This window comes from Citrobacter sp. RHBSTW-00570, from assembly GCF_013739755.1.
Lineage (GTDB): Bacteria > Pseudomonadota > Gammaproteobacteria > Enterobacterales > Enterobacteriaceae > Citrobacter > Citrobacter braakii.
The window spans coordinates 1,326,181-1,349,856 of the sequence record NZ_CP056399.1 but is presented as its reverse complement, the minus strand read 5'-3'; the positions used below and the strand labels follow the sequence as shown (position 1 = coordinate 1,349,856).

Genomic DNA, 23,676 nt, shown 5'->3' with positions numbered 1-23,676 from the left:
GGGCAATAACAGTCGTCGCTGCCGTATTTTGTAAGGGATAAACTATGAGAAATGTCGCGCCTGTTGCCTTACTGCTGGCATTAACGCTCTGTACCCTGCGGGTGAATGCCGAAGATGAACCGCAAATTATTACGCCGGAAGGCCTGGCCACCAGCCAGATGCTGCCCTCGCTGGACGGCGCGGTTGCCGATCTGCCGCTGAGCGCTGCCGCCCCCGGCAGCCTGACGCTCAACGACGCAGTGAGTCGCGCCGTGAGCTGGCATCCTTCTATTCATGAATCCATCGGCAAACTGCTCTCACAAAATGAGCAGATCGACGTGGCGAAATCAAAATATTACCCTCAGGTTTCTGCCGGGATGAACAACGGTTACAGCAATACTTATACCGATCACGGCTTTAGCCCGGCCCTGGTTATTTCAGTGTCGCAAATGCTGTACGACTTCGGCAAAGTGGCAAGCCAGGTCCGCGCTGAAACCGCCGGATCCGCACAACAGCAGGCGAATGTGTTACTCAGTATTGATACCATCGCCCACGCAACCGCCAACGCGATAGTCCAGGTGCAGACGTGGCAGCAAATGGTGGACGCCGCCGAAGAGCAGCTCAGCGCCTTGAACGGTATTGGTCGGCTGACCCGTCAACGCAATGATGAAGGGGCAACCTCGCTATCCGACGTGGTGCAAACCGATGCGCGTATCGAGTCTGCACGTTCTCAGTTGGCGCAGTATCAGGCCAATCTCGACAGCAGCAAGGCAACGCTGATGAGCTTCCTCGGCTGGAACTCGCTTAACGGCATCAGCAACGAATTTCCGGTCAAACTGGACAGCAGTTGTGATGTGGTCAAACCGGACGATAAGCTGGTTCCTGCGGTGCTGGCGGCATGGGCGCAGGCGAATGTGGCCCAGGCAAATCTCGATTACGCCAACGCGCAGATGACGCCCACTATCTCCCTGGAGCCGTCGGTTCAGCACTATCTCAACGACAAATACCCCAGCCATGAGGTGCTCGACAAAACCCAGTACTCCACGTGGGTAAAAGTCGAGATGCCGCTGTATCAGGGGGGCGGACTCACCGCCAGACGCAACGCCGCCAGTCACGCGGTAGAGTCTGCACAGTACTCCATCCAGCGTACCCGACTTGAAGTACGGCAGAAATTACTGGAATCCCGCAGCCAGGCGATGAGCCTCGCCACTGCCCTGCAGATCCTGCGTCGCCAGCAACGGCTGAGTGAACAAACGCGCGAGCTTTATCAACAGCAGTATCTGGACCTCGGGTCACGCCCACTGCTCGACGTGCTTAACGCCGAGCAGGAGGTATATCAGGCCCGTTTTGCTGAACTCCAGACTCAAAACCAGCTGCGCCAGCTCCAGTTGAACTGCCTCTATAACACCGGCTCGCTTCGCCAGGCGTTCGCCTTAAATAACCGCAGTATTCAATCGGTGGAGATAAAGCTATGAGCGACGTCGATACACATGCGGAAGATGCGATTGGCGAACACGCCCTGAGCCAGTGGGCGCAGGCAATGACGCATATTGCCAGCCACTATCGCGTTGCCTGTTCGCCCGGTGCAATCCAGGCCAACGCCCCGTGGTTTGCGGGAAAAAGCCGAGCTATGGCCCTGTCGCAGCTGGCGCGTCAGGCGGGGCTGTCATTTCATGCGCTGGATACCGCCACGCAGGCGTTCGGCCAGTGGCGTCTGCCGGTGGTGGCCGAACTGCGCGACGGCCAACTGATGGTGATAGAACATTTCAACGGTGAAGATGCGTTGGATGTTTTTATCATCGCCGAAGAGGGCCAGCGTAACCGACTCACAGTTGCAGAACTTCTGCCGGAGCTCGTGAGCATTACTGCGCTGCGCCCGCTGTCAGCGCTGAAGGACAGTCGGGTAGACCGCTATATTTCGCGCTTCAGGCCCGACTGGATGCGCGAACTGGTGTTACAGGACATCCGCCCTTACCTGCCGGTCATGGTTGCCGCCTTTCTGATTAACGTCCTGTCGCTTGCCGGGATTATCTTTTCGATGCAGGTCTATGATCGGGTGATCCCCGCCCAGTCTTATCCAACGCTGTATGTTCTCTCCACCGGCGTTCTGGTGGCGGTGCTGTTTGGCTTTTTGCTGCGCGAAGCGCGTACCCACATAATGGACCTGCTCGGCAAACGCGCTGATATGCGCATTTCCGATCGCGTGTTCAGCCACGCATTGCGGCTGCGCAACAGCGCCGTTCCCCGCTCGACGGGGAGCTTTATTTCTCAACTGCGCGAGCTGGAACAGGTTCGCGAGATGATCACCTCCTCGACCCTGTCGACGATTGTCGATCTACCGTTTTTCTTTTTGTTTATCGTGGTGCTGGCCTTTATCGCCCCGCCGCTGGCGTGGATAGCCCCCGTCGCGGCCCTGCTGATGATCCTGCCTGGTTTGCTGTTACAGAAGAAACTGGCGGTGCTCGCCAACCAGGCAGCGCATGAATCCACCCTGCGCAACGCGGTGCTGGTCGAGAGCGTTCAGGGGCTGGAAGATATCAAGCTGATGCAGGCGGAAAACCGCTTTTTACAACAGTGGAACAGCTACATCCGTATTACCGGAGAGTCCGGACTGCGCACGCGCAAGCTGACTCAGGGGCTGATTGGCTGGGGCATGTCGGTACAAAGCCTGGTCTACGCCGCCATCATTATGTTCGGCGCGCCGATGGTCATTGAAGGCACAATGACCACCGGGGCGGTGGTGGCCGCGTCGATGCTCGGTTCCAGAATGATTGCCCCGATGGCGAATCTGTGCGGCGTGCTGGCCCGCTGGCAACAGGTCAAGGCGGCGAAGATGGGGCTAGACAGCATCATGCAGCTTCCCACCGAAACGCAGTACGATGAAGACCGGGTGCATCAGGAGATTTTTCACGGCCATTATCTGTTTGAAAACGCGCACTTTCGCTACCACAGCGACGATCAACGCGTTCCGCTGCGAATCTCACGTCTGGAGGTCATGCCCGGTGAACGGGTGGCGATCCTCGGGCGTAACGGCGCCGGGAAATCAACGCTGCTACAGGCCATGGCGGGCGGCGTGGAGATTATCCAGGGCGATGTCCGACTCGATAACCTGAGCCTGGCGCAGATCGATATGGCCGATTTACGCCGCAATATCGGTTTTCTCAGTCAGAATGCGCGGCTGTTTTTCGGCACCTTGCGCGAGAACCTGACCCTCGGCGCACCGCATGCCAGTGACGCGCAGATCTTCGAAGCGCTGGAGGTCAGCGGCGCGGCGGCTTTCGTTAAACAACTCGCCAAAGGGCTGGCGCACCCCATTATGGAGGGCGGCAACGGTCTGTCCGGTGGACAACGGCAGTCGATCCTGCTGGCAAGAATGCTGCTGCGATCGCCCAATATCGTGCTGCTCGACGAACCCAGCGCCTCGCTGGATGAACATACCGAACGAGAGTTTATTCAACGCCTGAACCAGTGGCTGGGCAACCGAACATTGATTGTCGCCACCCATCGCGTACCGGTTCTGGAGCTGGTCGAGCGCGTAGTGGTGTTAAAAGAAGGTCAACTGGTCATGGATGCCCCGAAAGCGCAGGCGCTGAATGCGAGCCGGGCACCAGCCCCTACTCACGGTCGGGAGTGGAAAAATGAAAACCAATCCGCATGACGCTGCCATGGACGACCTCGATATCCGCCGCGAGCACCGTTTCTCCGGGGCCAGCCGCATTATTCTGCTCAGCACGCTGCTGTTTGCCGTCCTGGGTATCTGGGCGTATTTCGGCAAGCTGGATGAAGTCTCGACCGGCAGCGGGAAGGTAATCCCCAGCTCGCGCGAGCAGGTTTTGCAGTCGCTGGATGGCGGCATTCTCGCCGAGCTCACGGTACGCGAAGGAGATAAAGTACAGGCTAATCAGATTGTCGCGCGCCTCGACCCCACTCGCTCTGAGTCCAACGTTGGGGAGAGCGCCGCCCGCTATCGCGCTTCACTGGCTTCCAGCGCAAGGCTCAATGCCGAAGTTAACGATCTGCCGCTCGTTTTTCCCGCTTCACTACGCGCCTGGCCGGATCTCATCGCCTCCGAAACGCGCTTGTATAAAAGTCGCCGCGCGCAGCTCGCTGATTCTATGGCAGAACTGCAGGATGCGCTGGTCTCGGTAAATAAAGAGCTGGCCATAACCCAACGGCTGGAAAAAAGTGGTGCCGCCAGCCACGTTGAAGTGCTGCGCCTGCAACGACAAAAAAGCGATTTAGGATTAAAAATCACCGATCTGCGCTCACAATACTTCGTGCAGGCGCGGGAAGCGCTGTCAAAAGCCAATGCCGAAGTGGATATGCTGGCGGCTATTTTGAAAGGACGCGAGGATTCCGTCACCCGCCTGACCGTGCGCGCGCCGATGCGCGGTATTGTGAAAAACATCCAGGTCACTACCATTGGCGGCGTTATCCCGCCCAATGGCGAGATGATGGAGATTGTACCGCTGGACGATCATCTGCTGATTGAAACTCGCCTGTCTCCGCGCGATATCGCGTTCATCCACCCCGGCCAGCGGGCGCTGGTGAAAATAACCGCTTATGACTACGCGATTTACGGCGGTCTGGAAGGCGTAGTCGAAACTATTTCCCCGGATACTATTCAGGACAAAGTGAAACCGGAAATATTCTACTACCGCGTGTTTATCCGCACCCATCAGGACTTCTTACAGAACAAACTGGGACGCCATTTCTCCATCGTACCGGGAATGATTGCCACAGTGGATATAAAAACAGGTGAAAAAACCATCGTCGACTATTTAATCAAACCGTTTAATCGCGCAAAAGAAGCGCTGCGCGAGCGGTAAATCCTTGAGGATTAGGGGTTGCGGGGGCTGGTCACGCATGTCACAAGTCTGTTATACTTGCTCTAACACATTGGGGCTGATTCTGGATTCGACGGGATTCGCGAAACCCAAGGTGCATGCCGAGGGGCGGTTGGCCTCGTAAAAAGCCGCAAAAAAATAGTCGCAAACGACGAAAACTACGCTTTAGCAGCTTAATAACCTGCTCTGAGCCCTCTCTCCCTAGCTTCCGCTCTTAAGACGGGGATCAAAGAGAGGTCAAACCCAAAAGAGATCGCGTGGAGGCCCTGCCTGGGGTTGAAGCGTTAAATCTAATCAGGCTAGTCTGGTAGTGGCGTGTCTGTCCGCAGGTGCCAGGCGAATGTAAAGACTGACTAAGCATGTAGTACCGAGGATGTAGGAATTTCGGACGCGGGTTCAACTCCCGCCAGCTCCACCAAAATTCTCCATCGGTGATTACCAGAGTCATCCGATGAAGTCCTAAGAGCCCGCACGGCACAAGCCCTGCGGGCTTTTTTGTGCCTTCAATTTGTCCCGCGAAGTCCGAAGAGAACTAATTAAATCCGAACCTTTTAGGCCCATTGATAGGCCCAACGAAAAGCTCTATTGTTTTCGTTGGGCCTAAACGCATGGAGACTCCCCCATGGCAAGAAAAACCAAGCCGTTAACCGATACGGAAATCAAAGCCGCCAAACCTAAAGCTACCGATTACCAGCTGTATGATGGTGACGGGCTTACTCTATTAATCAAGTCCAGTGGTAGTAAGCTCTGGCAGTTCCGTTACTATCGGCCTCTGACCAAGCAGCGAACCAAACAGAGCTTCGGTGCATACCCTGCCATATCCCTTTCTGATGCGCGTAAACTCAGAGCTGAATCTCGAGTTTTGTTGGCGAAAGACATTGATCCTCAGGAACATCAGAAAGAACAGGTAAGAAATTCTCAAGAGGCTAAAACCAACACTTTCTTGCTAGTTGCCCAGCGTTGGTGGAATGTGAAGAAAGCCAGCGTAACAGAAGGCTATGCCGACGATATCTGGCGCTCACTTGAGAGAGATATTTTTCCAGCAATCGGTGATATCAGTGTCACTGAGATTAAGGCCCATACTCTGGTTAAAGCAGTGCAGCCGGTCCAGGCCAGAGGTGCATTAGAGACAGTCCGACGCCTTTGTCAGCGTATTAACGAAGTCATGATTTATGCGCAGAACACAGGCCTGATTGATGCAGTTCCCAGTGTAAATATCGGAAAAGCGTTCGAGAAACCGCAAAAGAAAAACATGCCGAGTATCCGTCCGGATCAGCTTCCACAGTTAATGCAAACAATGCGTACAGCAAGTATCAGTGTGTCAACGCGGTGCTTGTTCATGTGGCAGCTTCTCACCATTACCCGCCCTGCCGAAGCTGCTGAGGCTCGATGGGATGAGATCGATTTCAATGCTAGCGAATGGAAAATTCCTGCAGCTCGAATGAAGATGAACCGGGACCATACGGTTCCACTATCCAATGAGGCTCTCTCTATTCTGGAAATGATGAAGTCACTCAGTGGTGGCCGTGAATTTATCTTTCCCAGTCGCATCAAACCAACCCAGCCAATGAACAGCCAAACAGTTAATGCCGCACTGAAGCGTGCTGGCTTAGGAGGCGTACTCGTTTCACACGGCTTACGTTCTATCGCCAGTACAGCACTCAATGAGAAAGGATTTCCGCCTGATGTCATTGAAGCAGCACTGGCTCATGTGGACAAAAATGAGGTTCGTCGCGCTTACAACCGCAGTGATTACCTTGAGCAACGTCGTCCGATGATGCAGTGGTGGGCTTACTTTGTGAAAAAGGCAGATAGTGGCAGACTCACTGACGTTGAATTAACAACATTAAAGCTAACTGGATAAGACCAATTCTTAATCCACACAAGCGAAAAACAGGAGTGTGCGGTAATGGCGCAATCCAGTTATATAAAGTCTAACTCCCTAGGCTTCACGTATGATTCGACCGGACAGCATTGACTCATACTACGCTGAATAAATCCTAAGGAGCCTGCCATTGGTACGTATGCTTACAAACACTCGTATGCTAAATCAGGGGATAATATTGTTTACCATTGAGACTGCACGTGAAGAGGCGAATAGGTTTCGAAAGATACTCGAAACATGTGATCCGTCAACAACCTACCTTGTACCTCACGGCTTCCCGGTAATGAGTTGCAAGCTTTGCTCAATGTTACTTTCCTTCCACTTTCTGCAATTATGGCCCGAACTGGAATTGAAAGGGGTCACTGGAGTCACCGGTAAAAATGGCGCAATAACTCACTTCTGGCTGGAAGTGGAAAATTACGTTATTGATATCACCGGAGATCAATACAACATCATCAACGCCAGTAAACTAAACGAAAATATCGTAAGAAACAGGCCCTTTATGCCTGTTCACGTCGCTAACCAAAAGGATAGCTATCTCTATAATTTATTTGAAATTAAAGGGAAAGAGCATTTGAGCTATGGCTTTCCGACAATCGGTGATGATTTCATCGATGAGATGGAATGTGATTATCGCCAGCTTGTCAGGTGATGGTGGAAATAGAATCAAGAAATAGATGCAAACCTGCGCTTTTATCGGCAAGTCTGCATCATAAGCTCTAAAGGCCTCTCAGCTGCCGTCATATTAACTGACTAGTGCCAAAGTTACGATAGCCGTCATGGGAATCTTTACTGTACGTTTTTGCTAGGTAAGCAACACGTAGCAGGAAGTCGTAATAATCGGGACTTAACGTTAACGCATCCTGCCGGGTGAACCAGGCGCTGTGATTTTTCGGGAATTCAACCCGACTGGCATAGTAAGGATAACTTAGCCCTATTGCACTGCACCAAGCTTTCTGAATACGGGTCCCCATATTATCAGCATCAGGCTTTGTATAATCTCCCAGATAACCATAAATGTCTTTGTTGAATAGCAGAACCAGATGGTAGTGAGGGCGTTCCCCGGTAACACGTTCCCTGGCCCAGATATAGCCGAGTGGTGTAGGCTCACCAGCCCTGCCAGAGCGCTTGTGATCTTCCCGTAGCTGGCTTTTCAGGGATTCTATAGCCCGAGTAATGGCTTTCTCATCATCTTTCTGAAAGCATATCGGCATATCTGGCTCTCCAGGCACATGGGACTGAGCAAACCGAAAGTCGGCCCGTAACGTGAACATCCGGTCATGTTTCTCTGAAAAATTAGATGTCACGTCATATGCTCTACGGAGCATATAGCTTGATATAAGAGAGTTATATTTTTCCGCTGCTTCCTGTTGCAGGAACTTAAACTGCTTTTCAGTTAATTTATACGGTGATTTCATAATATGAGTTCACTGAGTAATGGGTAGCCGATAACTACCCAGGTTATTGTGGGATGGTTTAAGCTAAGGTTACGATGCCCTTTTACATTAGACTCACCTTGGCTACTGACATGTTCTACTATGTTTTATATGCTTATCCATGATTGATATAGATACCTATACAATGCAGACATATATTACATATACCGGACCTTTCTAGGTGCCCAAGGCAACTACGTGGTGATGAGGGAAGCCGCAGTATGCTTGGGTAAAAAATATATCTAACTAGCTGATATAAAATCAAAATAACTCTGAAGTTATTCTGGTCGAGCTAACTTACTCAGTGTCAGCGAGCCAGTCTGGTGTATTGGCGTGTTGGTCCTCGCTGCCAGTTCGACAGGGTTCATTGTTGAACCGATAAATTTGACATAATTGATACCTGCCTCTTCGAATAGCTGCACCATTCCTTTTGATTCAAGCTTTTCTAATGCTGGCATAAGCCGCTCAGAGCATCTTATGGATCTTGGACCCTTTTTGATAATGTCATTTCTTCTGAAATCGTAGGAACCATTTTCGACAAGTTGCGATTCCATCCAGAATAATATTTTCTCTTCATCACTAAGCTCTCTTGCAGAATCAATTTTTGCGATTGCATGATTGACAAACCAATCCATCAAATTCAAAGCTGATAACAAATTTTCCTCTGTTATTATTGTCGAACCGGGTTCACCAGAAACCTGAAAAATGCCTGCCATTCTGAGTCCCTGCTCGATAATCCGGGCACCTACATCATCGTAGTGATACAAGGAACCTCCAGGTTTCATCTTTTGCTGCAAACTTAACGATGTTTTATCCAGCAGTTCCTGGGCATCCGGGGCCAGAGTAAGTGTTATTAGTTCATCACCATTTTCTCTTCGCTTCACCCCCGCTTTTATATGCCGCGTTATCACTGAGTACAATTCAGAAAGCACCGCCTCGCTATGAGTGTAATGACCATTGATGATGCACGGTTCAGTAATCTGCTCCATGTCTATCATCTGTGTACGTGCCTGCAATCCAGTCTCTCTCATGTTTGCTTTTTTCTGTCTGCTGGTATTGTCATATGGTTGAGGCTGCATCGCTAAAAAAAATGAAAATACATAATTTTCAATAACAAAGCTTTCAGTGGCAGCCCTGTCTATTGTAACTTTGTCTCCACACCAGTATGTATTGAGAAGCGCGGGATTGTTGAACATACTCCCCTTGAACACTGCGGTTGCCTCGTCATTAAAAAGCGCCTTATTTTGATACCCCAGCCCAATTGATTTTGCGAGCGCTTCGCTTGTCGGATTCGTTGTGATAATGACCTTTCTTACTGGCGCTTTCGGTTGTCGGCCAATACATTCTTCAATTTTCTTACTCGTTTCGGTAGTATCTTCCCCCTTGCTCAGAGACTTTTTATAAAGCCTTTTTAGTACTTTAAACTCTGCCTCCCAAAGAATATTTATTCGCTCAAATGCTTTAAGCTCAGCACGATAAGCATCTTCAAACTCCCGCTCTTGTTGTGCAAAGGGGGCCTTCAACAATCTGAATATTGTTGATTTTCCACTGCCAGATCTTGAAAGCAGCAGCAGGTATAAGGCCAGAAGGGATCGCTGCTTGTTCTTTAACTGAACACAGTACAAATCCTGACAGGCCAGCCCTAAAAAGGCTAATAACGTAACAATGATTATCTCAATAGCCACTCCAGTTATGTATTGCAAATGCGAAGCCCAATGCCTGATATGACGTGGCAGAATGTCAAATTTCAGGTTAAGCTCATGATTAATTTTGTTTTTATTTCTCATTGCATCATCCTTTATTTTTTTGCAAAAAATTAAACGGTTCGGGAAGCGATCCACTCGTCAATAGCAGTAGATCGCCATCCTACTGATGCGGCCCCTAGTCGGACCGGTTTAGGAAACTCGGCATCGTAATACTTGGATTTTGGATTCAGTTTTTCGTAGATGCTTGAGCGAGATATCCCAAGCATCATGGTCAGCTCAGTCATGCGCAGGATGCGCAGCGGGTGTGCTTTTTGTTCACTAATATTCGGCATTTTCACTCCTCCTGTTGGACCTCTTTAGCTGGATTCGACTTTCTCACACCATCTGAGATACTGTCCCCGTCAAAAAACGGAAACCAACCGGAGGGAACGTGGGGACTCATGCTTTTGCTGATATGATGTATCGTCTTTACCAGTGCTTTGGCCTGTTTGAAAAAGATGACGAACGGCGTGAAGTGCGTGGAAACAGCAGTTTTTCCTTTCATCAGAATTTTTTCGATCAAGGCTATAACGATTTAATAAGAATAATTGACAGCAATGAAGTCTTCAGCCTCGAAGAAAGACGCGAAGTTTTTTACAAATACGAGCAACTATATAACGCGCTAATGCATATTCCGGTCTTTTCTCATCTAGATAATAGCCAAATCACAAAGCGATACCTTCAGGTCGCATTGCCTCCCATAGTAGCATTAGACGTCTATAATTCTCTTCCCCCCGATGATGAAATGCATTTCTATTACCATATTCATCGTTTTTTAATCAGCATACACTGCCCACACGGAAGCGCTGATAAAAGAAAGATTTATTCAGGAGTAAAGGAATACCTTCGAGAATATATTCGCACACTTGAGTTTCACTACACGGATCATCTGGCACCACTAATTAGTTTCATTAATGACATTAAAGCAAGTAGTGGACAGAAGGAAGCGACTATAAGGAGAATAATAAAAGATTGCCGTTTAGAGTATGATGAAAGTTACATCTCTGAAAAGAACATAAAACTCAATTTTCTGAATTTAAATAAAATTGAAAAAGCTTATCTTTCACTTAACGTGTTACTTGCATTTGAACGCAAGACCTCTGCTGTCGCAGCAATATCCATGCATTACCGACATACGGTGAGCAATGGCGTTAATTACAACACTAGCTTTGGCATTCTATGTCGATATCTTTATTCCAAAGGGTATGATGAACGACTATTACACTATATCACACTCCCATTTTATAACGAAGCAGTCCGACCGATTTCGGTAATGATAGAGGAGAAACCGTATCGCTACGTTCACGAATTAAAATGGCTTATTTTCAACATTAGTGAAGGCAACAAATACACTAAGTGGGATTTAGCCGAAATGGAATCCAGTCTCAATGCCGCCACTAACTCAGATGTACTAAAGCCTTACTCCCAACTTTTGCAAATCATCACTTTTCTCAGTCAAAATAAAATATACGAAGCCTTCTGTCTTGTAAACAAAATCCCATTAGATAGCTTACCTATTGGTTATCTGCCTTCAGCCTTTTCAGTTATCAAAATGGCATTAAAAGTAAAACTGGAAAGAAAAAAAACAAGAAACAAAACATTACTATCCGTGATAAACAGTACTTTGAGTAATCAAGGTACCCTTACTGATTTTATACCTGTAACTACAGGAGAAACTGATAGTAATGTTGTACTATCTGCAGATAACATGACGATCATGCGTGCAATAAAAATGTACAACCACATGATAAGAAAGGTAAGTTACTTATCTGAGGATTCACCGTCTGAAGTCTGTCCGCAATCTATATTCGGGCTTCTTAATGAAATAGAATTTGCGCTGGGTAAGCTAAATTCCCTGGTTTGCGAAACAGGTGATAGTATTGATAGTAATGAACTGGCCGGGTTTATAGTAAAAAATAAAACACTAACAGCTCGCGAATTGAATGAAAACCTGGTTGGCGTACTTGATAAATGCACACTTTATAATTTCCTGAGTAGCATCAATGTTTTTATTAGTTATTTGAGATGCCCTGGAGAAGAACTAGGACACATTAGGATATTTGCCGGAGTAACAGAGAAGCCAAAACGTCTTCGGGAAAAGGTATGTGGGGCTTTGAGAATTGCATCAGAAAAACGTAGATAGGGAAAATTATGGAAAAGGGAAACGTATCCATACGTCAACAGAGAAGTACTGGTTCAGTCAGAAAAAGTAAATAACGCTTTATGTTTCCCCTGCTACAGCTGCTACGTGTAGCAGCTGTAGCAGGGGTCAGAGATAGATGAGTATGTTATTTATTTCAGCTAACGGGTCGATCATATTTCATGCCTACTGGCGTTTCCTGATTCGACTGGCGTATCTGGCGTAAACCAGTACCAAGAATATTTACAGCGATTACCATAATTTTGGCACAAGCCAGTGTTCACGCTTAGGCGGATTAGCCTGTTAATAGCACTCTGAGTGAGGTATTTATCCTCACTCAGAGTGCTATTAACATAATTGACACATTTCTCCGTGAAATTTCTGTAGTCTGCCTCGGTACCCTGCTACAACTTGCTACATGTAGCAGGTTGTAACAATCCCTACAAAATTAAGATATGTTTTTCGCTCAATTATCGGGTTCGTCACAATATACCTCTAAAAGAGGTATTAGCCTCATGATAATATAGAGATCCGAATTCTTCCTTTGTCGTTAACCTAGGAAAAGTCTATGAGCGAAGTAGCTAATTATACGGATGTCTTTCAAAGTTGGCAGGATCACCGATTTAATTTCAGTCTTGCAGTACCCTTGACCAACACTCCCGGTCTACGTAAGCCCCAATTAGCTGCTATTTATGCAACGCTGGGGCATCTGGTGGTTGACCCTTCCTCCCCGGCAACGGTCGTAATGCCTACGGGTACAGGAAAAACTGACACAATGCTTGCCCTGCTCATTGCAGGCAAAATGTCTAGAACCTTAATTCTGGTTCCATCAGATGCTCTGAGAACTCAAATATCTGGTAAATGCGAAAAATTCGTAACACTTCGCACTGTGGGAGCCATATCTGATACGGCTTTAAACCCTGTAGTCGAAGTAATCAACTCGGGAATGTCTGAACAAGAAGTTCTTCAGCTTGCTAAAGCAAATGTTATTGTAGCTACTCCGCAAGCCCTCCAACTATTCGATAAGGATGCACTGCAAGCTTTGGTAGGAATCTGTAGTCACCTTCTAATAGATGAAGCCCATCACGTTGCAGCAACAAGTTGGGGCCGTATCAAAAAAGCTTTCAACGGGAAACCATGTATTCAGTTTACCGCAACTCCATTTCGAGAAGATGGTTTAGCATTAGAAGGAAAAATTATTTATAACTACCCTCTTCGCGATGCTCAAAATGATGGCTATTTCAAAAGCATCGAATTTCACCCAGTACGGGAATACAATTTAGATCGCTCTGACCAAGCTATAGCAGATCAGGCTGTAGAGCTATTGAGAAAAGATATACAAGCGGGCTATAACCATCTGATGTTAGTGCGGGCTAAATCACAAAAACGAGCTGAAGCCCTCTTCGAAATTTACAGGACTCATGCGGATCTTAACCCGGTATTAATACATAGCAAAGTTCCAAACCAAGCTAGAATTTTCGAAGAGATTGTCCTGAAAAAATACCGAATCATCGTTTGTGTGGACATGCTAGGGGAAGGTTTTGATTTGCCTGAACTTAAAATCGCTGCTATTCATGATCAGCACAGAAGCCCTGCAGTCACATTACAGTTTATTGGCCGGTTAACTAGGGTTGATAATTCTCTTGGGAACGCAAAATTTGTTGCCAACATTGCAAACCAAAAGACTGATCACCAAATGTCAGAGCTCTATAAAGAGAGTGCTGACTGGGGTTCTGTGATCCGGGATGTTAGTCAAGAAAAAGTTAGTAAGGAAATAGAAAAAGAGTCATTCAGTGGGCAGTTTTCAGATGAGAAAGACGCAGATACTATCTTTGGGTTGAATCCAAATCCAAAGATTAGTGCAACAGCCTATCATCTTTCCCCCAAGAACTGGATGCCGGAAAGAGCAAATGAAATGTCTGGCAACAGAGAGAAGTTACAATATATTTCCATTAATGATGAAGCAGATACAGTTATCGTAGTAACAAAACGAGAAACACTTGTTGGATGGGCTCAAACTGAAGCTATTTTCGACACCAACTGGCTCTTATATCTGGCATTTTACAACAAACCCGAGAACACACTTTTTATTCACACATCGGGTGATGACATGCAATCTAACCGATTCCTTAATTTAGTGGCTAAAGAACCTGTACGTATTAATGGTGAACCGACATTTCGCTCGCTCCACAATATTAAGTTAATGAAATTGCAAAACGTAGGCTTATCTCGTGCCCGAAAGGATCTCCGATTTACGATGCATGTAGGTCACGACATCAATCAAGTAATCAGTGAGATTGAAAAAGGTAGTGCAAAGAAATCCAACGTTTTTGCAACTGGTTTCGAACAAGGTGATAGAACTACAGTTGGTTGCTCGCACAAAGGTAAAATTTGGGAGATGAACTCATCACCAATTAATTATTGGGTCGAATGGTGTAAAAATATCTCTAAGAAACTTAATGATAAAACAATAGACCCAAGTGATTTATTGAAGAATGTCATGCGAGCAGAGAAAATTGAGCAAAAATGGCCTGATGGCCTTTTTTACTCAGACTGGCCTGAGTCCATAGCAATCGAGAATGAACAAAAAATATCTCTTATTTTTCAAGGAGAGAGGTTCAACCTTCTTGATATTGTTCTGGGCAAGCCAAATTATGATGATGACCTAACTTTAAGTATTCCTGTGTACGTCGCAGATACAGATGGATTGGAACATCTAATTACAAAGATCAATATTAAGCTATTGGAGGATGGTTACAAAACACACTGCCCCGGTTTGAAAATTTCATTATCTCAAGAGGTTCCGTTAGATGAATACTTGGATAGCGAACCACTGGTGCTACTAAGTGTCGATGGGTCAATGCTTCTAGGTAATTATCGTTATTTCTCGCCCAACAGTGTAGATATAAAACTGCCAATCTCTCTACTTGAGGTATGGGATTGGGGGACAACTAAAATTCATCAGGAATCAATGCGTGCAGAAAAACGCTTTGATAGTGTACAGGGATTTACTTACAACAAGATTGCTGATGATTACAGTATAGTATTCAATGATGATGGTGCAGGTGAAATCGCCGATCTCGTTGCAATTCGTGAAAGTAAAAATGTCATTCATATTGATTTATTTCACTGCAAATATTGTTCCTTGACTGATGGAGTGGCTATACCAGGAGCCCGCGTGAACGATGTTTACGAAGTGTGTGGTCAGGCATCCAGATCTGTAAAATGGTTATATACGGGTGAGAAGTTTTTTGATCGTTTGATGGATCGTTATCAAAAGTCGCTTCCAATCGGTTTTGATAGAATCCTAAAAGGACTCCCAGAACAACTCGAGATATTGCGAAATAAGTGTCATGATCACGAACTGGTTTTCAGGTTTGCTATAGTACAACCTGCTATTTCAGCTACAAAAATTTCTAGCGGTCAGTTAGCAGTGCTTGGAACGAGTTACTCATACATTAAAAGTATTTCCGGATCGGATATAAGAGTTATCGTTAGCCCTTAAACTTATAAATATATTATATTTTGGACTAAGTGGTCAGTTCCATCAGATCTAACCACTTAGTCCCAAAAGCTGACACTGTTCGCATATTTAGAGTTAATTATTGAAACATTGCTCGCTTCCATTGATAATTTTCAAAACATCAATAATATTGATGCTGAGAGTCTTTCTCTTAAATTTCAAAAGGAAAACTATCATGGGTCTAAAACCAGGTCCAAAGCCAATTGCTAAATCGACAGGAAAACCGGATCAACGTCGACGTGATAATAAAGATACACCTGGCAACACCCCGGGGTTGAAGCCTAGCAAATCAACAGGTAAATAAATTTAGGATATAGTTAACTTATTTAAACCCTAAATACAACATTATATTACTAAAGATTTTTTTGCAGCCAGATGCGTGCACCTGCTATATCATACGCCCTTTCCCCAAATCCCTTCGCAAGAAGGGATTCTGGTAAATAATCATCATATTTATCCAAGTGCTTTTCTGGAACATCCGTAGCAAGATCAAATGCAGATGGCAAGCCTGACAACAGTATTTCTTTAAGCGCGTGCTGAACGGAAGCTACACTTGAATTATCGATTTCTATAACACCAGCAAACGAATTTGCTTTAAAACCACAGCGTAGGAGCAAGGCTGTAATCGTATTCACAACTTTATCCCCCATCCAGGGAATTACGTAACAGTGTTGCCCGCTCGTAATAAAATATTCATTTTGCAGGTCATAATGCCGAAAGTTACTACAGCCTTCAGCAAATAGATTTCTGGCGGCAGAATCGGCATAATCGACTCTTTTGCTACCTATCGCTATGCGGTAATCACTTTCCCTATAGATAGCGAGCATTTCCTGACGTACGGCATCATGAACAGACATTCCTCCCCCACTAAATTGTGGTGGCTGACCGCCTTTGGTCGCCTCTACATAGATAACTTTTTTCTCTGTCTCGATCTCTGTCACTTTCCAGCGCCTCCCACCGAAGATGATATGTTGGTCTGGTAGCAGTGGGGAGTCCACAGGCACTGTTCCAAGGGTTCTGTTTCCGGTGACAATGCGGAACTCTTCCGGTGTATTGAACACGGCATAAAACGTGTAATGGTTAGTCAGTTTCTCACCCTCTGCCCCAACAACCATTTCGCCGCTAGCAAGTTGAGTGAGCAGGCCACAGGTTCCCATATGTTTAAGCAGACTTTTGAAATCGTTTAAATCTACATTTCTAAACGGCCCTGTCTGGCATAGTTGTGACCAGAGCTGGTCGGCACGAACTCCGCCCCATTGTGCCGTAATAGCAAGAATCTGGTGCAACAGCGTGGAATAATGCATCTGTCGAGCATCTGCTGGTTCAAACCATTGTTTAGAGATCATCAATCTGATCATTGCCATCGACTGGACCAACTGCAGCCGTAGGTGGTCAACGATACTGCTAGTTACAGTAAGCTCATTTTCTGTAATTAGCATTCTTAGAACTGATGGGGAGTCGCGTCGCCCAGAACGTCCCATACGCTGACGCAGACTGGAAACAGAATGCGGAGGCGTAACTTGGATAACCGACTTAACCTTACCGATATCAATTCCCAACTCAAGCGTCATTGTACAAACAGCAGTTGTGGGCAAATTACCTTTCTGAAGACGAGATTCAAGCGCCTCACGTAATTCCTTGGCAAGGGAACCATGGTGGGGGAAAAATTCATTCGGAACAATTTGTTCCTCACACATGTCGCTCAGCGTTGCCGCAATACTTTCAGTGCGCTTTCGGCTGTTTGCAAAGACCAAATGAGAATCGCCACGGCAAAGTCTAAAAATGTCAGCGCAAACGTCATGTTCAGCTGAACTCTGAAGTTCTTCCTCTTTTTGGTTCACTCGCTCCAGGTACCCTTTGACCTGTACCTGAAGAGTGGCCGTGCTATTACTATCTGTAACAGTTACGCAGGGGAGTCGTTTGTCCGGGCGCAACATTTCGGGCACTTTCTCCAGTTCCCCCAGCGTGGCACTCAACGCAACGCGGGGAATTGGATTTACCTGGCGTCCTAGCACATGGTCAATTCTATTGAGCAGAGAAAGCAGCTGTACACCACGCTCTGAGCCAATAAAAGCATGAAACTCATCAATAACGATGTATGCGACTGAAGAAAACGCCTGTTTGAGCCAGCCCATTGAATTTATGAGCAAAGACTCAAGTGACTCAGGTGTAATCAGTAAAATGCCAGCAGGGTTTGTCCGAGCCTTCTTCTTTTTGCTTTGTGGCACATCCCCGTGCCAGGGAGTCACTGGCATTTCCAATGCATCTCCAAGGCTCTCAAGACGACGGTACTGATCGTTAATCAATGCCTTCAACGGACTGATATAGACGATGCCAAATCCATTAGTGAGATCTGCAACTGCCGAACAGGCAGGAAGAAAGAAAGCCTCTGTTTTACCCGCTGCTGTGCCTGCACTGATTAGCACGTCTCGATCACGGGCTAAAATTGCCGGGATAGAACTCTCCTGCAAGGGCCTTAATGTAGACCACCCCTGCTTGTAAACCCACTTACGGACGCGGGGATCGAGACTATCATAGGCACTGCTCATAGTTTGAAGTTCGCCAGTCCGTCATCGTCATCGCTTTCCTCTACAATGGCGTCATCCATATCGCTGGGCCTGTCCTCTTCAATCGCCACACCCTCGATTAGTGTTTGCCAATTCATCGTTCTGTTTTGTTCCAGCACGGCCAGCATGTCCAAGAAACCTTTTATGGTATTACGGGGGGTACGGAAGTAAGCATCTCCAATGGTTTTACTACAGTGATGCAGAAATCCAGTCAGTGCCTCATCTGGAATCAGATAATTCTCTGGATCTCCGCCTGCATAAACATGGCGAAGATTTCTCAGTAAAATATACAGTTCCTCAGGGGTGAGGCTGGCAAGATGCAAAGTAGGAGACGAGTAGTCAATCACTCCTGCTTTTTGCGCGAACCGATTTTCCGCCAGACGTGATTGGAGCGCCTCATAGCTGTAAAGACCTTTGCGCGGATCGAAAAGGAACACTGGCGTCCCCCCGAGGATAAAACCAATGTTCTCGGCTGAACCTTGCAGGCAGTCATTCAGGATCCGCAAAATCTGTTCGTAGTTCGCTGTTCTTGCTTGCGTATTATTCAGTTTAAAGAGGTTCACCATTTCGTCGAGGCTGACCAAAAGACCGGCATAGCCAGCCTGGCGGACAAAAAGGCTCATCAGCTTCAAAGAGTCATAGAATGAAGCGTCTGAGATAATAGTCCGAACGTCGAGATCGTGACGGGCATCAGTTTTAGTAGTGTACTCTCCACGCAACCAGCGAATGGCATTGGATTTTAGCGTTTCGTTATCCTGCTCATGCCCCCGCCAGAATGCATCAATGACCTTCGCAAAGTCATATCCACCGACCATATCTGATAGTGCTGCCAGGCGTTTATGAATAACTGATGAAACCTCGGAGCCGTCCGTGTCAGCTTCCTTCCTTGCCTCCGTAACGAACCTTTCAACAACGCTAAGTAACGCATTACCATCCGGCTTGTTTCTGGTGGACATGTTTTTCATGAGCTCAGAATAAAGATTACGAGCCTGACCTCCCGATGAGTGAATACGTCTGTCAGGAGAAAGGTCAGCACTGACTGACACCAACTTCTTCTCCAGCGCAATAGAGCGCACAACACTCAGAAAGAACGTTTTACCAGAACCATATTCACCGATGATAAGTCTGAAGCTTGCACCACCGTCAGCAATCCTCTCAATATCCTGATGGAGAGCGGTGATCTCATTCACGCGGCCAACCTGGATATGCTGAATGCCTATCCTTGGCGTTACACCTGACTTAAGTGACTGAATAATAGCGTCGCGTTCTTTCACTCTTATACGTGTTACAGACATTCACTATCCCTCTAATTCTTTGGCAATTTCCAGGTCAACCCAGATATCATCATCGGTATCGTCCAGTACCGGAGCATCAACCACCGCATAGGACCAGTCATTGATCACCTCAAGCGCACCGCCGAGCATCAAGTTCAAATTTCCGCACAATTCTGTCGCCTCTTTCCGGGACCACTGTTCTTTCTCCAGCAAACTGCGATAAAGCTGGCTATGTGCGGAATCAAGGCCCCCCGCCTCCGTTAATGAGGCAGGTGCGCTTTCTGGCTCTTCCGGTTCTTCTTCGGTGAAAATTGTGTTCAGTAATTTACGAACATCATCCGTGGCAGATTCGTGTCGGGCAAGTACATTAGCATCCAGTGTGAACCCTGCCGTTGGCTGATCAGTTGGTACAGACGAGACGAGATCATGTTCAGTTGCAGAATGCTGATGGATATTGCTCGAGACAGATGAGGGATCCAGACCCAAACTTGAATAAATCTTCTCAAGCTGTTTAATTTCGGCAGGCGCTATTGTTCCATCTGAGCAGGCAACACTAACGATAACTTTACCCACAGCAGCCTTTTCCGCAGCCCCCATCAACTCAACCCTGCTTTTCATTCCCGTCATATTGGCTGGGGTATGAAGCTGCCACGTTAAGTACGCATGTAGAGAGCGCTTTTCATCATCGGTGAAGACAGGATTGTTGTTGATGGCATTCTCAAGAACTTTCTGTTCAGCTTGATCAAGGGAATCGTCAATCAAGGCGACCATCGCCCCTAATCTGAGCGTCATTACTGCTGAGATAAATTCAGGAGAAGGTGAGAAGCGTCCACCTTCGGCGGCAGGGAATAGAACAAGTGTCCCATCAACATCCGCCTTCACATGGTGATAATACGGGTCAGGTGCCAGACCGTAACCCATCTTCAGAGCAAAGGCCTGCATCAAGTCGGCCTCTTTTTTATTGATTTTAGTTGGACAGCTGGCATTCATATGTGCCCAAAAGTCAGCAACTGATACTCGCCCCTCTTTTTCGAGGATCGCCTCATCAGCCCAGCGTTTGAATGAGCTTAATATTTTTTCTGCGCTTTCATTAACGATCTCTGAAGGGAGCAACATAATTGCAGCCGTATCATTGACTGACGTACCTTTCCGGCCAAGGTAGCGACTGTAAGCATCAAGTTCATCTGTACATATGTCAGCAAGGGCCATAATTTTTTGGACAGGTCCCTTCAATGCACTTGGATCAGGCAGGTCAGGAACAGGAAGTCGGACACCTCGCAAACTAGGACTTGCTGGTGTGTAATCTAACCTTAGGCGCGTTTTATTCGCCTTAACGACCATCCCTTCACCATATTTGAGGGTGTAACGCCGTTTGAAAAGCGCAGCAAACTCTTTAGCACAGCGGCGAGCCGGGGTACGCAGCGAATACTCGGTATGGTTTATTACCCAGTTCAATGCCAGTTCAGCTGATACAGGAACTCCTTCATGTACAGTTTTTGCCAGAGCCAGCTTAAATTGCATGCCGTTGCTGAAACCAGAATCGCTATCGAGCACAGTGGTTAAACCCAAATCCGGACGCAGAATAGACATGGCTTCGAGCAATTGCGTCGAATATACACGGAAGGAGCGGTTCTCAATGAATACCGATCTTAACCGAGCGACTTCATTGAACAGGCTGCTGAACTCAGCAGCAGGGAATTTTTGGTAAGTGGAATCTACAAGCGCTTTTCTTTCCAGACCGTAGAGGTATATAAAAACATAGCCTATAGGACACGATGGGTCGGACCTATCGCTGGCAAGCCAACTAACATACGCACCGCGTGCTTCAGGGGAAAGAGAGGAAAAACTGGGCCAGTATCCTAATGAACTGTCTTCGTAAAGATACGAAGTGGGTTGTATCTTACATGTATCATCAATTAATGATGCCTCACTTCCATCGTCATAATAGCCGCCTGACTCCTGACTAGAGGGCTTCATACGTTGCCCCATGTAAATGTGGCCACCGCTAATTGTTACACCAGCTACAGTTATCATTTCACCCGGAAGTACCCAGCGAGCTAATGCACCTACTGACTTTGAGGTGCTCTGGTAATGATTGGTTGTCTCCCGAAGTTCAACACCCCGGCCACCACTCAATGTAAAGGTTGCAAGGTTGTTATCTTCACTATCATCGTTTCGCACAACCGTCTCTTTTTTCTTGATGTCAGCGATCCATTCTTTTGGCGGTGCTTTCACGGGGCTTGAAGCATAAGACTTTGGAGATTTACGTTTTTTCTTTCTAAAAAACAACAAGTAAATTACTAAAATCGCTGCCAGAAACTTCAATAACTCCATGATATATAACCTTAAAATCATTCCTCACGCACACTCACAAGCAGCAATGAAGGTTGGGCAAGTGGATTAATCTTAAAATAATACGTCTAAATCGCAAGGGTTCAAACCAAAATGCAATCAAAATTAATTTATTGATTTAAAAGAAATAATTATTGATTAAGCATGTGAACCAGAAGGTGTGTTCAAAATGTACGAATTTCTGTTGGGCTATTCGCCTCCGAATCGGGTTGTGTTGCTGCTGCTTTAATATGCAAGCGATTGCTCCAAAGAGCTAGAGCTGGTCGCTACATCGTGAAACTTCCCGATACGCTGAGCAGAGTGACAATGTGTTTAGCTGCAAAATCTTTTAGGCCAGATCAACATCATCTCTAATCTCCCCATTTCACTCATGGGGCAAGAAGCAATTCACTTTGCCCTCTTAATACCAAAGCGGACATTGGTAACATTTCCGTGACTTAAAAATGAGAGATAGATCACATATAACTAAGTATCTCCGCTGACTTATGTCAGTAATCTGAATATCAATCATGAAAATACTTTTGTCATGATGTAGCCCCCTGAAACACCGGACAGTAGCTGTATCTCCAGATAAGAGATAGGCTTGAATATATGTCTAACACTAACGCCAATTTTGAGATGACCGGGATCCTGTTAGGGCAAGAAGCCCGTAAACGTAAAACTCCTCAGGAGAAGATCGCCATTATCCAGCAGACGATGGAGCCGGGCATGAATGTCTCCCATGTCGCCCGCCTGCATGGTATCCAGCCCAGCCTGCTGTTTAAGTGGAAGAAGCAATATCAGGAAGGCAGCCTCACCGCCGTTGCGGCCGGAGAGGAAGTCGTTCCTGCTTCTGAGCTTACTGCTGCTCTGAAGCAGGTCCGGGAACTTCAGCGCCTTCTGGGCAAGAAGACGATGGAAGTTGAGATCCTGAAAGAAGCCGTGGAGTACGGCCAGTCGCGAAAATGGATAGCGCACGCGCCCTTGTTGCCAAAGGACGGGGAATAGCCCTGGTCAGCCGCACCATGGGCGTGTCGCGTGCGCAGCTGTCACTGCGGATTAACCGTTCTGCCGACTGGCAGGACAGGCGCTGTAACCGGCGTAATGACGAAGCAGACGAAGAAATACTGTCGGCTATCCTCGACATCATCAGCGATATGCCGAGTTATGGTTATCGACGCGTGTGGGGCATCCTGCGCAAGCAACGTCGCACAGAGGGACAGCCACCTGTGAACGCCAAACGGCTTTACAGGATAATGAGCGAGCATAACCTGTTGTTGTTGCATGACAAACCAGAGCGACCGAAGCGTGAACATAAGGGCAAGATAGCGGTGGCAGAAAGCGATATGCGCTGGTGTTCAGATGGCTTCGAGTTCGGCTGCGACAACGGCGAAAAACTGCGGGTAACGTTCGCGCTGGACTGCTGCGACCGTGAGGCCATAGACTGGGCAGCAAGCACGGGAGGCTATGACAGTTCGACCGTGCAGGATGTGATGCTGAGGTCGGTGGAAAAGCGCTTCGGCGACAGGCTACCGGAAACACCAGTGCAGTGGCTGACGGATAACGGTTCAGCGTATACCGCGTATGAAACGCGGAGGTTCGCGAGAGAGCTGAATCTGGAGCCCTGCACAACAGCGGTGAGCAGCCCGCAGAGTAATGGCATGGCCGAACGGTTCGTGAAAACGATGAAAGAAGACTATATCGCGTTCATGCCAAAACCGGATGTGAGAACAGCACTGCGAAACCTTGCAGTAGCGTTCACGCATTACAATGAAAACCACCCGCACAGCGCGCTGGGATATCACTCCCCGAGGGAATACCGGCGGCAGCGGACATCGTTAACTTAAGATACAAAAGCTGTCCGGAGATGGAGGGTCAAGATCAAAAATACTTTTGTCATCTAACAATCTTTACGACGTTAATTGTAAGATAATAGATAGTTATTACAT

General features: G+C 47.1%; 13 protein-coding genes, 1 other RNA gene and 1 pseudogene. 9 read left to right on the top strand and 6 right to left on the bottom strand.

Going from position 1 to position 23,676, the window contains the following annotated elements; translation table 11 throughout:
* Positions 1-44: 44 nt before the first annotated feature.
* The 6 genes from HV237_RS06410 to HV237_RS06385 all read left to right on the top strand — a co-directional run bounded on the left by HV237_RS06410 (position 45) and on the right by HV237_RS06385 (position 7,363).
* Positions 45-1,454 (top strand): TolC family outer membrane protein, encoded by a 1,410-nt coding sequence (locus tag HV237_RS06410; protein WP_047358991.1) that lies wholly within the window; start codon positions 45-47, stop codon positions 1,452-1,454.
* Positions 1,451-3,637, top strand: a complete 2,187-nt coding sequence (locus tag HV237_RS06405) for a type I secretion system permease/ATPase (protein WP_016157192.1) — start codon at positions 1,451-1,453, stop codon at positions 3,635-3,637. Before HV237_RS06410 ends, HV237_RS06405 begins: the two co-directional genes overlap by 4 nt.
* Positions 3,638-3,644: 7 nt before the next feature.
* Positions 3,645-4,808, top strand: a complete 1,164-nt coding sequence (locus HV237_RS06400) for an HlyD family efflux transporter periplasmic adaptor subunit (RefSeq protein WP_085951071.1) — start codon at positions 3,645-3,647, stop codon at positions 4,806-4,808.
* A gap of 72 nt (positions 4,809-4,880) precedes the next feature.
* Positions 4,881-5,244: a transfer-messenger RNA gene (gene ssrA, locus HV237_RS06395) on the top strand.
* A gap of 204 nt (positions 5,245-5,448) precedes the next feature.
* A complete protein-coding gene (locus tag HV237_RS06390) occupies positions 5,449-6,690 on the top strand; it encodes an integrase (protein ID WP_047358992.1) in 1,242 nt (413 codons plus the stop codon).
* A 199-nt stretch (positions 6,691-6,889) separates the two neighbouring features.
* Positions 6,890-7,363: a hypothetical protein gene (locus tag HV237_RS06385; RefSeq protein WP_032724395.1), complete on the top strand. Its 474-nt coding sequence runs from the start codon at positions 6,890-6,892 to the stop codon at positions 7,361-7,363.
* A gap of 88 nt (positions 7,364-7,451) precedes the next feature.
* Here the strand turns inward: HV237_RS06385 and HV237_RS06380 are convergent, their stop codons facing one another.
* The 3 genes and pseudogenes from HV237_RS06380 to HV237_RS06370 form a co-directional block, all read right to left on the bottom strand.
* Positions 7,452-8,129: an inovirus Gp2 family protein gene (locus HV237_RS06380; RefSeq protein WP_047358993.1), complete on the bottom strand. Its 678-nt coding sequence runs from the start codon at positions 8,127-8,129 to the stop codon at positions 7,452-7,454.
* Positions 8,130-8,425: 296 nt separating this feature from the next.
* Positions 8,426-9,934: a DUF3987 domain-containing protein gene (locus tag HV237_RS06375; protein WP_047358994.1), complete on the bottom strand. Its 1,509-nt coding sequence runs from the start codon at positions 9,932-9,934 to the stop codon at positions 8,426-8,428.
* Between the two features lie 47 nt (positions 9,935-9,981).
* Positions 9,982-10,185: pseudogene (locus HV237_RS06370) on the bottom strand (AlpA family phage regulatory protein); the annotation flags it as partial.
* 98 nt (positions 10,186-10,283) lie between these two features.
* Here HV237_RS06370 and HV237_RS06365 point away from each other — a divergent pair.
* Together HV237_RS06365 and HV237_RS06360 are read left to right on the top strand one after the other, a co-directional pair.
* The gene (locus HV237_RS06365) at positions 10,284-12,035 is read left to right on the top strand and encodes a hypothetical protein (RefSeq protein WP_047358996.1); all 1,752 of its coding nucleotides are present in this window, start codon (positions 10,284-10,286) and stop codon (positions 12,033-12,035) included.
* A gap of 565 nt (positions 12,036-12,600) precedes the next feature.
* Positions 12,601-15,537, top strand: coding sequence for a DEAD/DEAH box helicase family protein (locus tag HV237_RS06360; protein ID WP_117380722.1), 2,937 nt, complete (start codon positions 12,601-12,603; stop codon positions 15,535-15,537).
* 371 nt (positions 15,538-15,908) lie between these two features.
* Here HV237_RS06360 and HV237_RS06355 read toward each other — a convergent pair whose 3' ends face one another.
* The 3 genes from HV237_RS06355 to HV237_RS06345 are packed head-to-tail and all read right to left on the bottom strand — an operon-like array spanning position 15,909 to position 21,730.
* Positions 15,909-18,104: a DEAD/DEAH box helicase gene (locus HV237_RS06355; protein ID WP_047359258.1), complete on the bottom strand. Its 2,196-nt coding sequence runs from the start codon at positions 18,102-18,104 to the stop codon at positions 15,909-15,911.
* Entirely contained in the window at positions 18,101-19,417 is a 1,317-nt protein-coding gene (locus HV237_RS06350) for an ATP-binding protein (protein WP_181541753.1), read from the bottom strand. The genes HV237_RS06355 and HV237_RS06350 overlap by 4 nt, the downstream gene beginning before the upstream one ends.
* A gap of 3 nt (positions 19,418-19,420) precedes the next feature.
* Complete coding sequence (locus HV237_RS06345; RefSeq protein ID WP_047359256.1) at positions 19,421-21,730, bottom strand: TerB N-terminal domain-containing protein; 2,310 nt, start codon at positions 21,728-21,730, stop codon at positions 19,421-19,423.
* Between the two features lie 636 nt (positions 21,731-22,366).
* Here HV237_RS06345 and HV237_RS06340 point away from each other — a divergent pair.
* Positions 22,367-23,574, top strand: a protein-coding gene (locus HV237_RS06340) for an IS3 family transposase (RefSeq protein WP_116799391.1) whose coding sequence is annotated in 2 segments (ribosomal slippage) — positions 22,367-22,688 and positions 22,688-23,574 — 1,209 coding nt in all. Because the reading frame shifts where the segments join, the coding sequence is not laid out codon by codon here.
* The last annotated feature ends 102 nt before the right edge of the window (positions 23,575-23,676 follow it).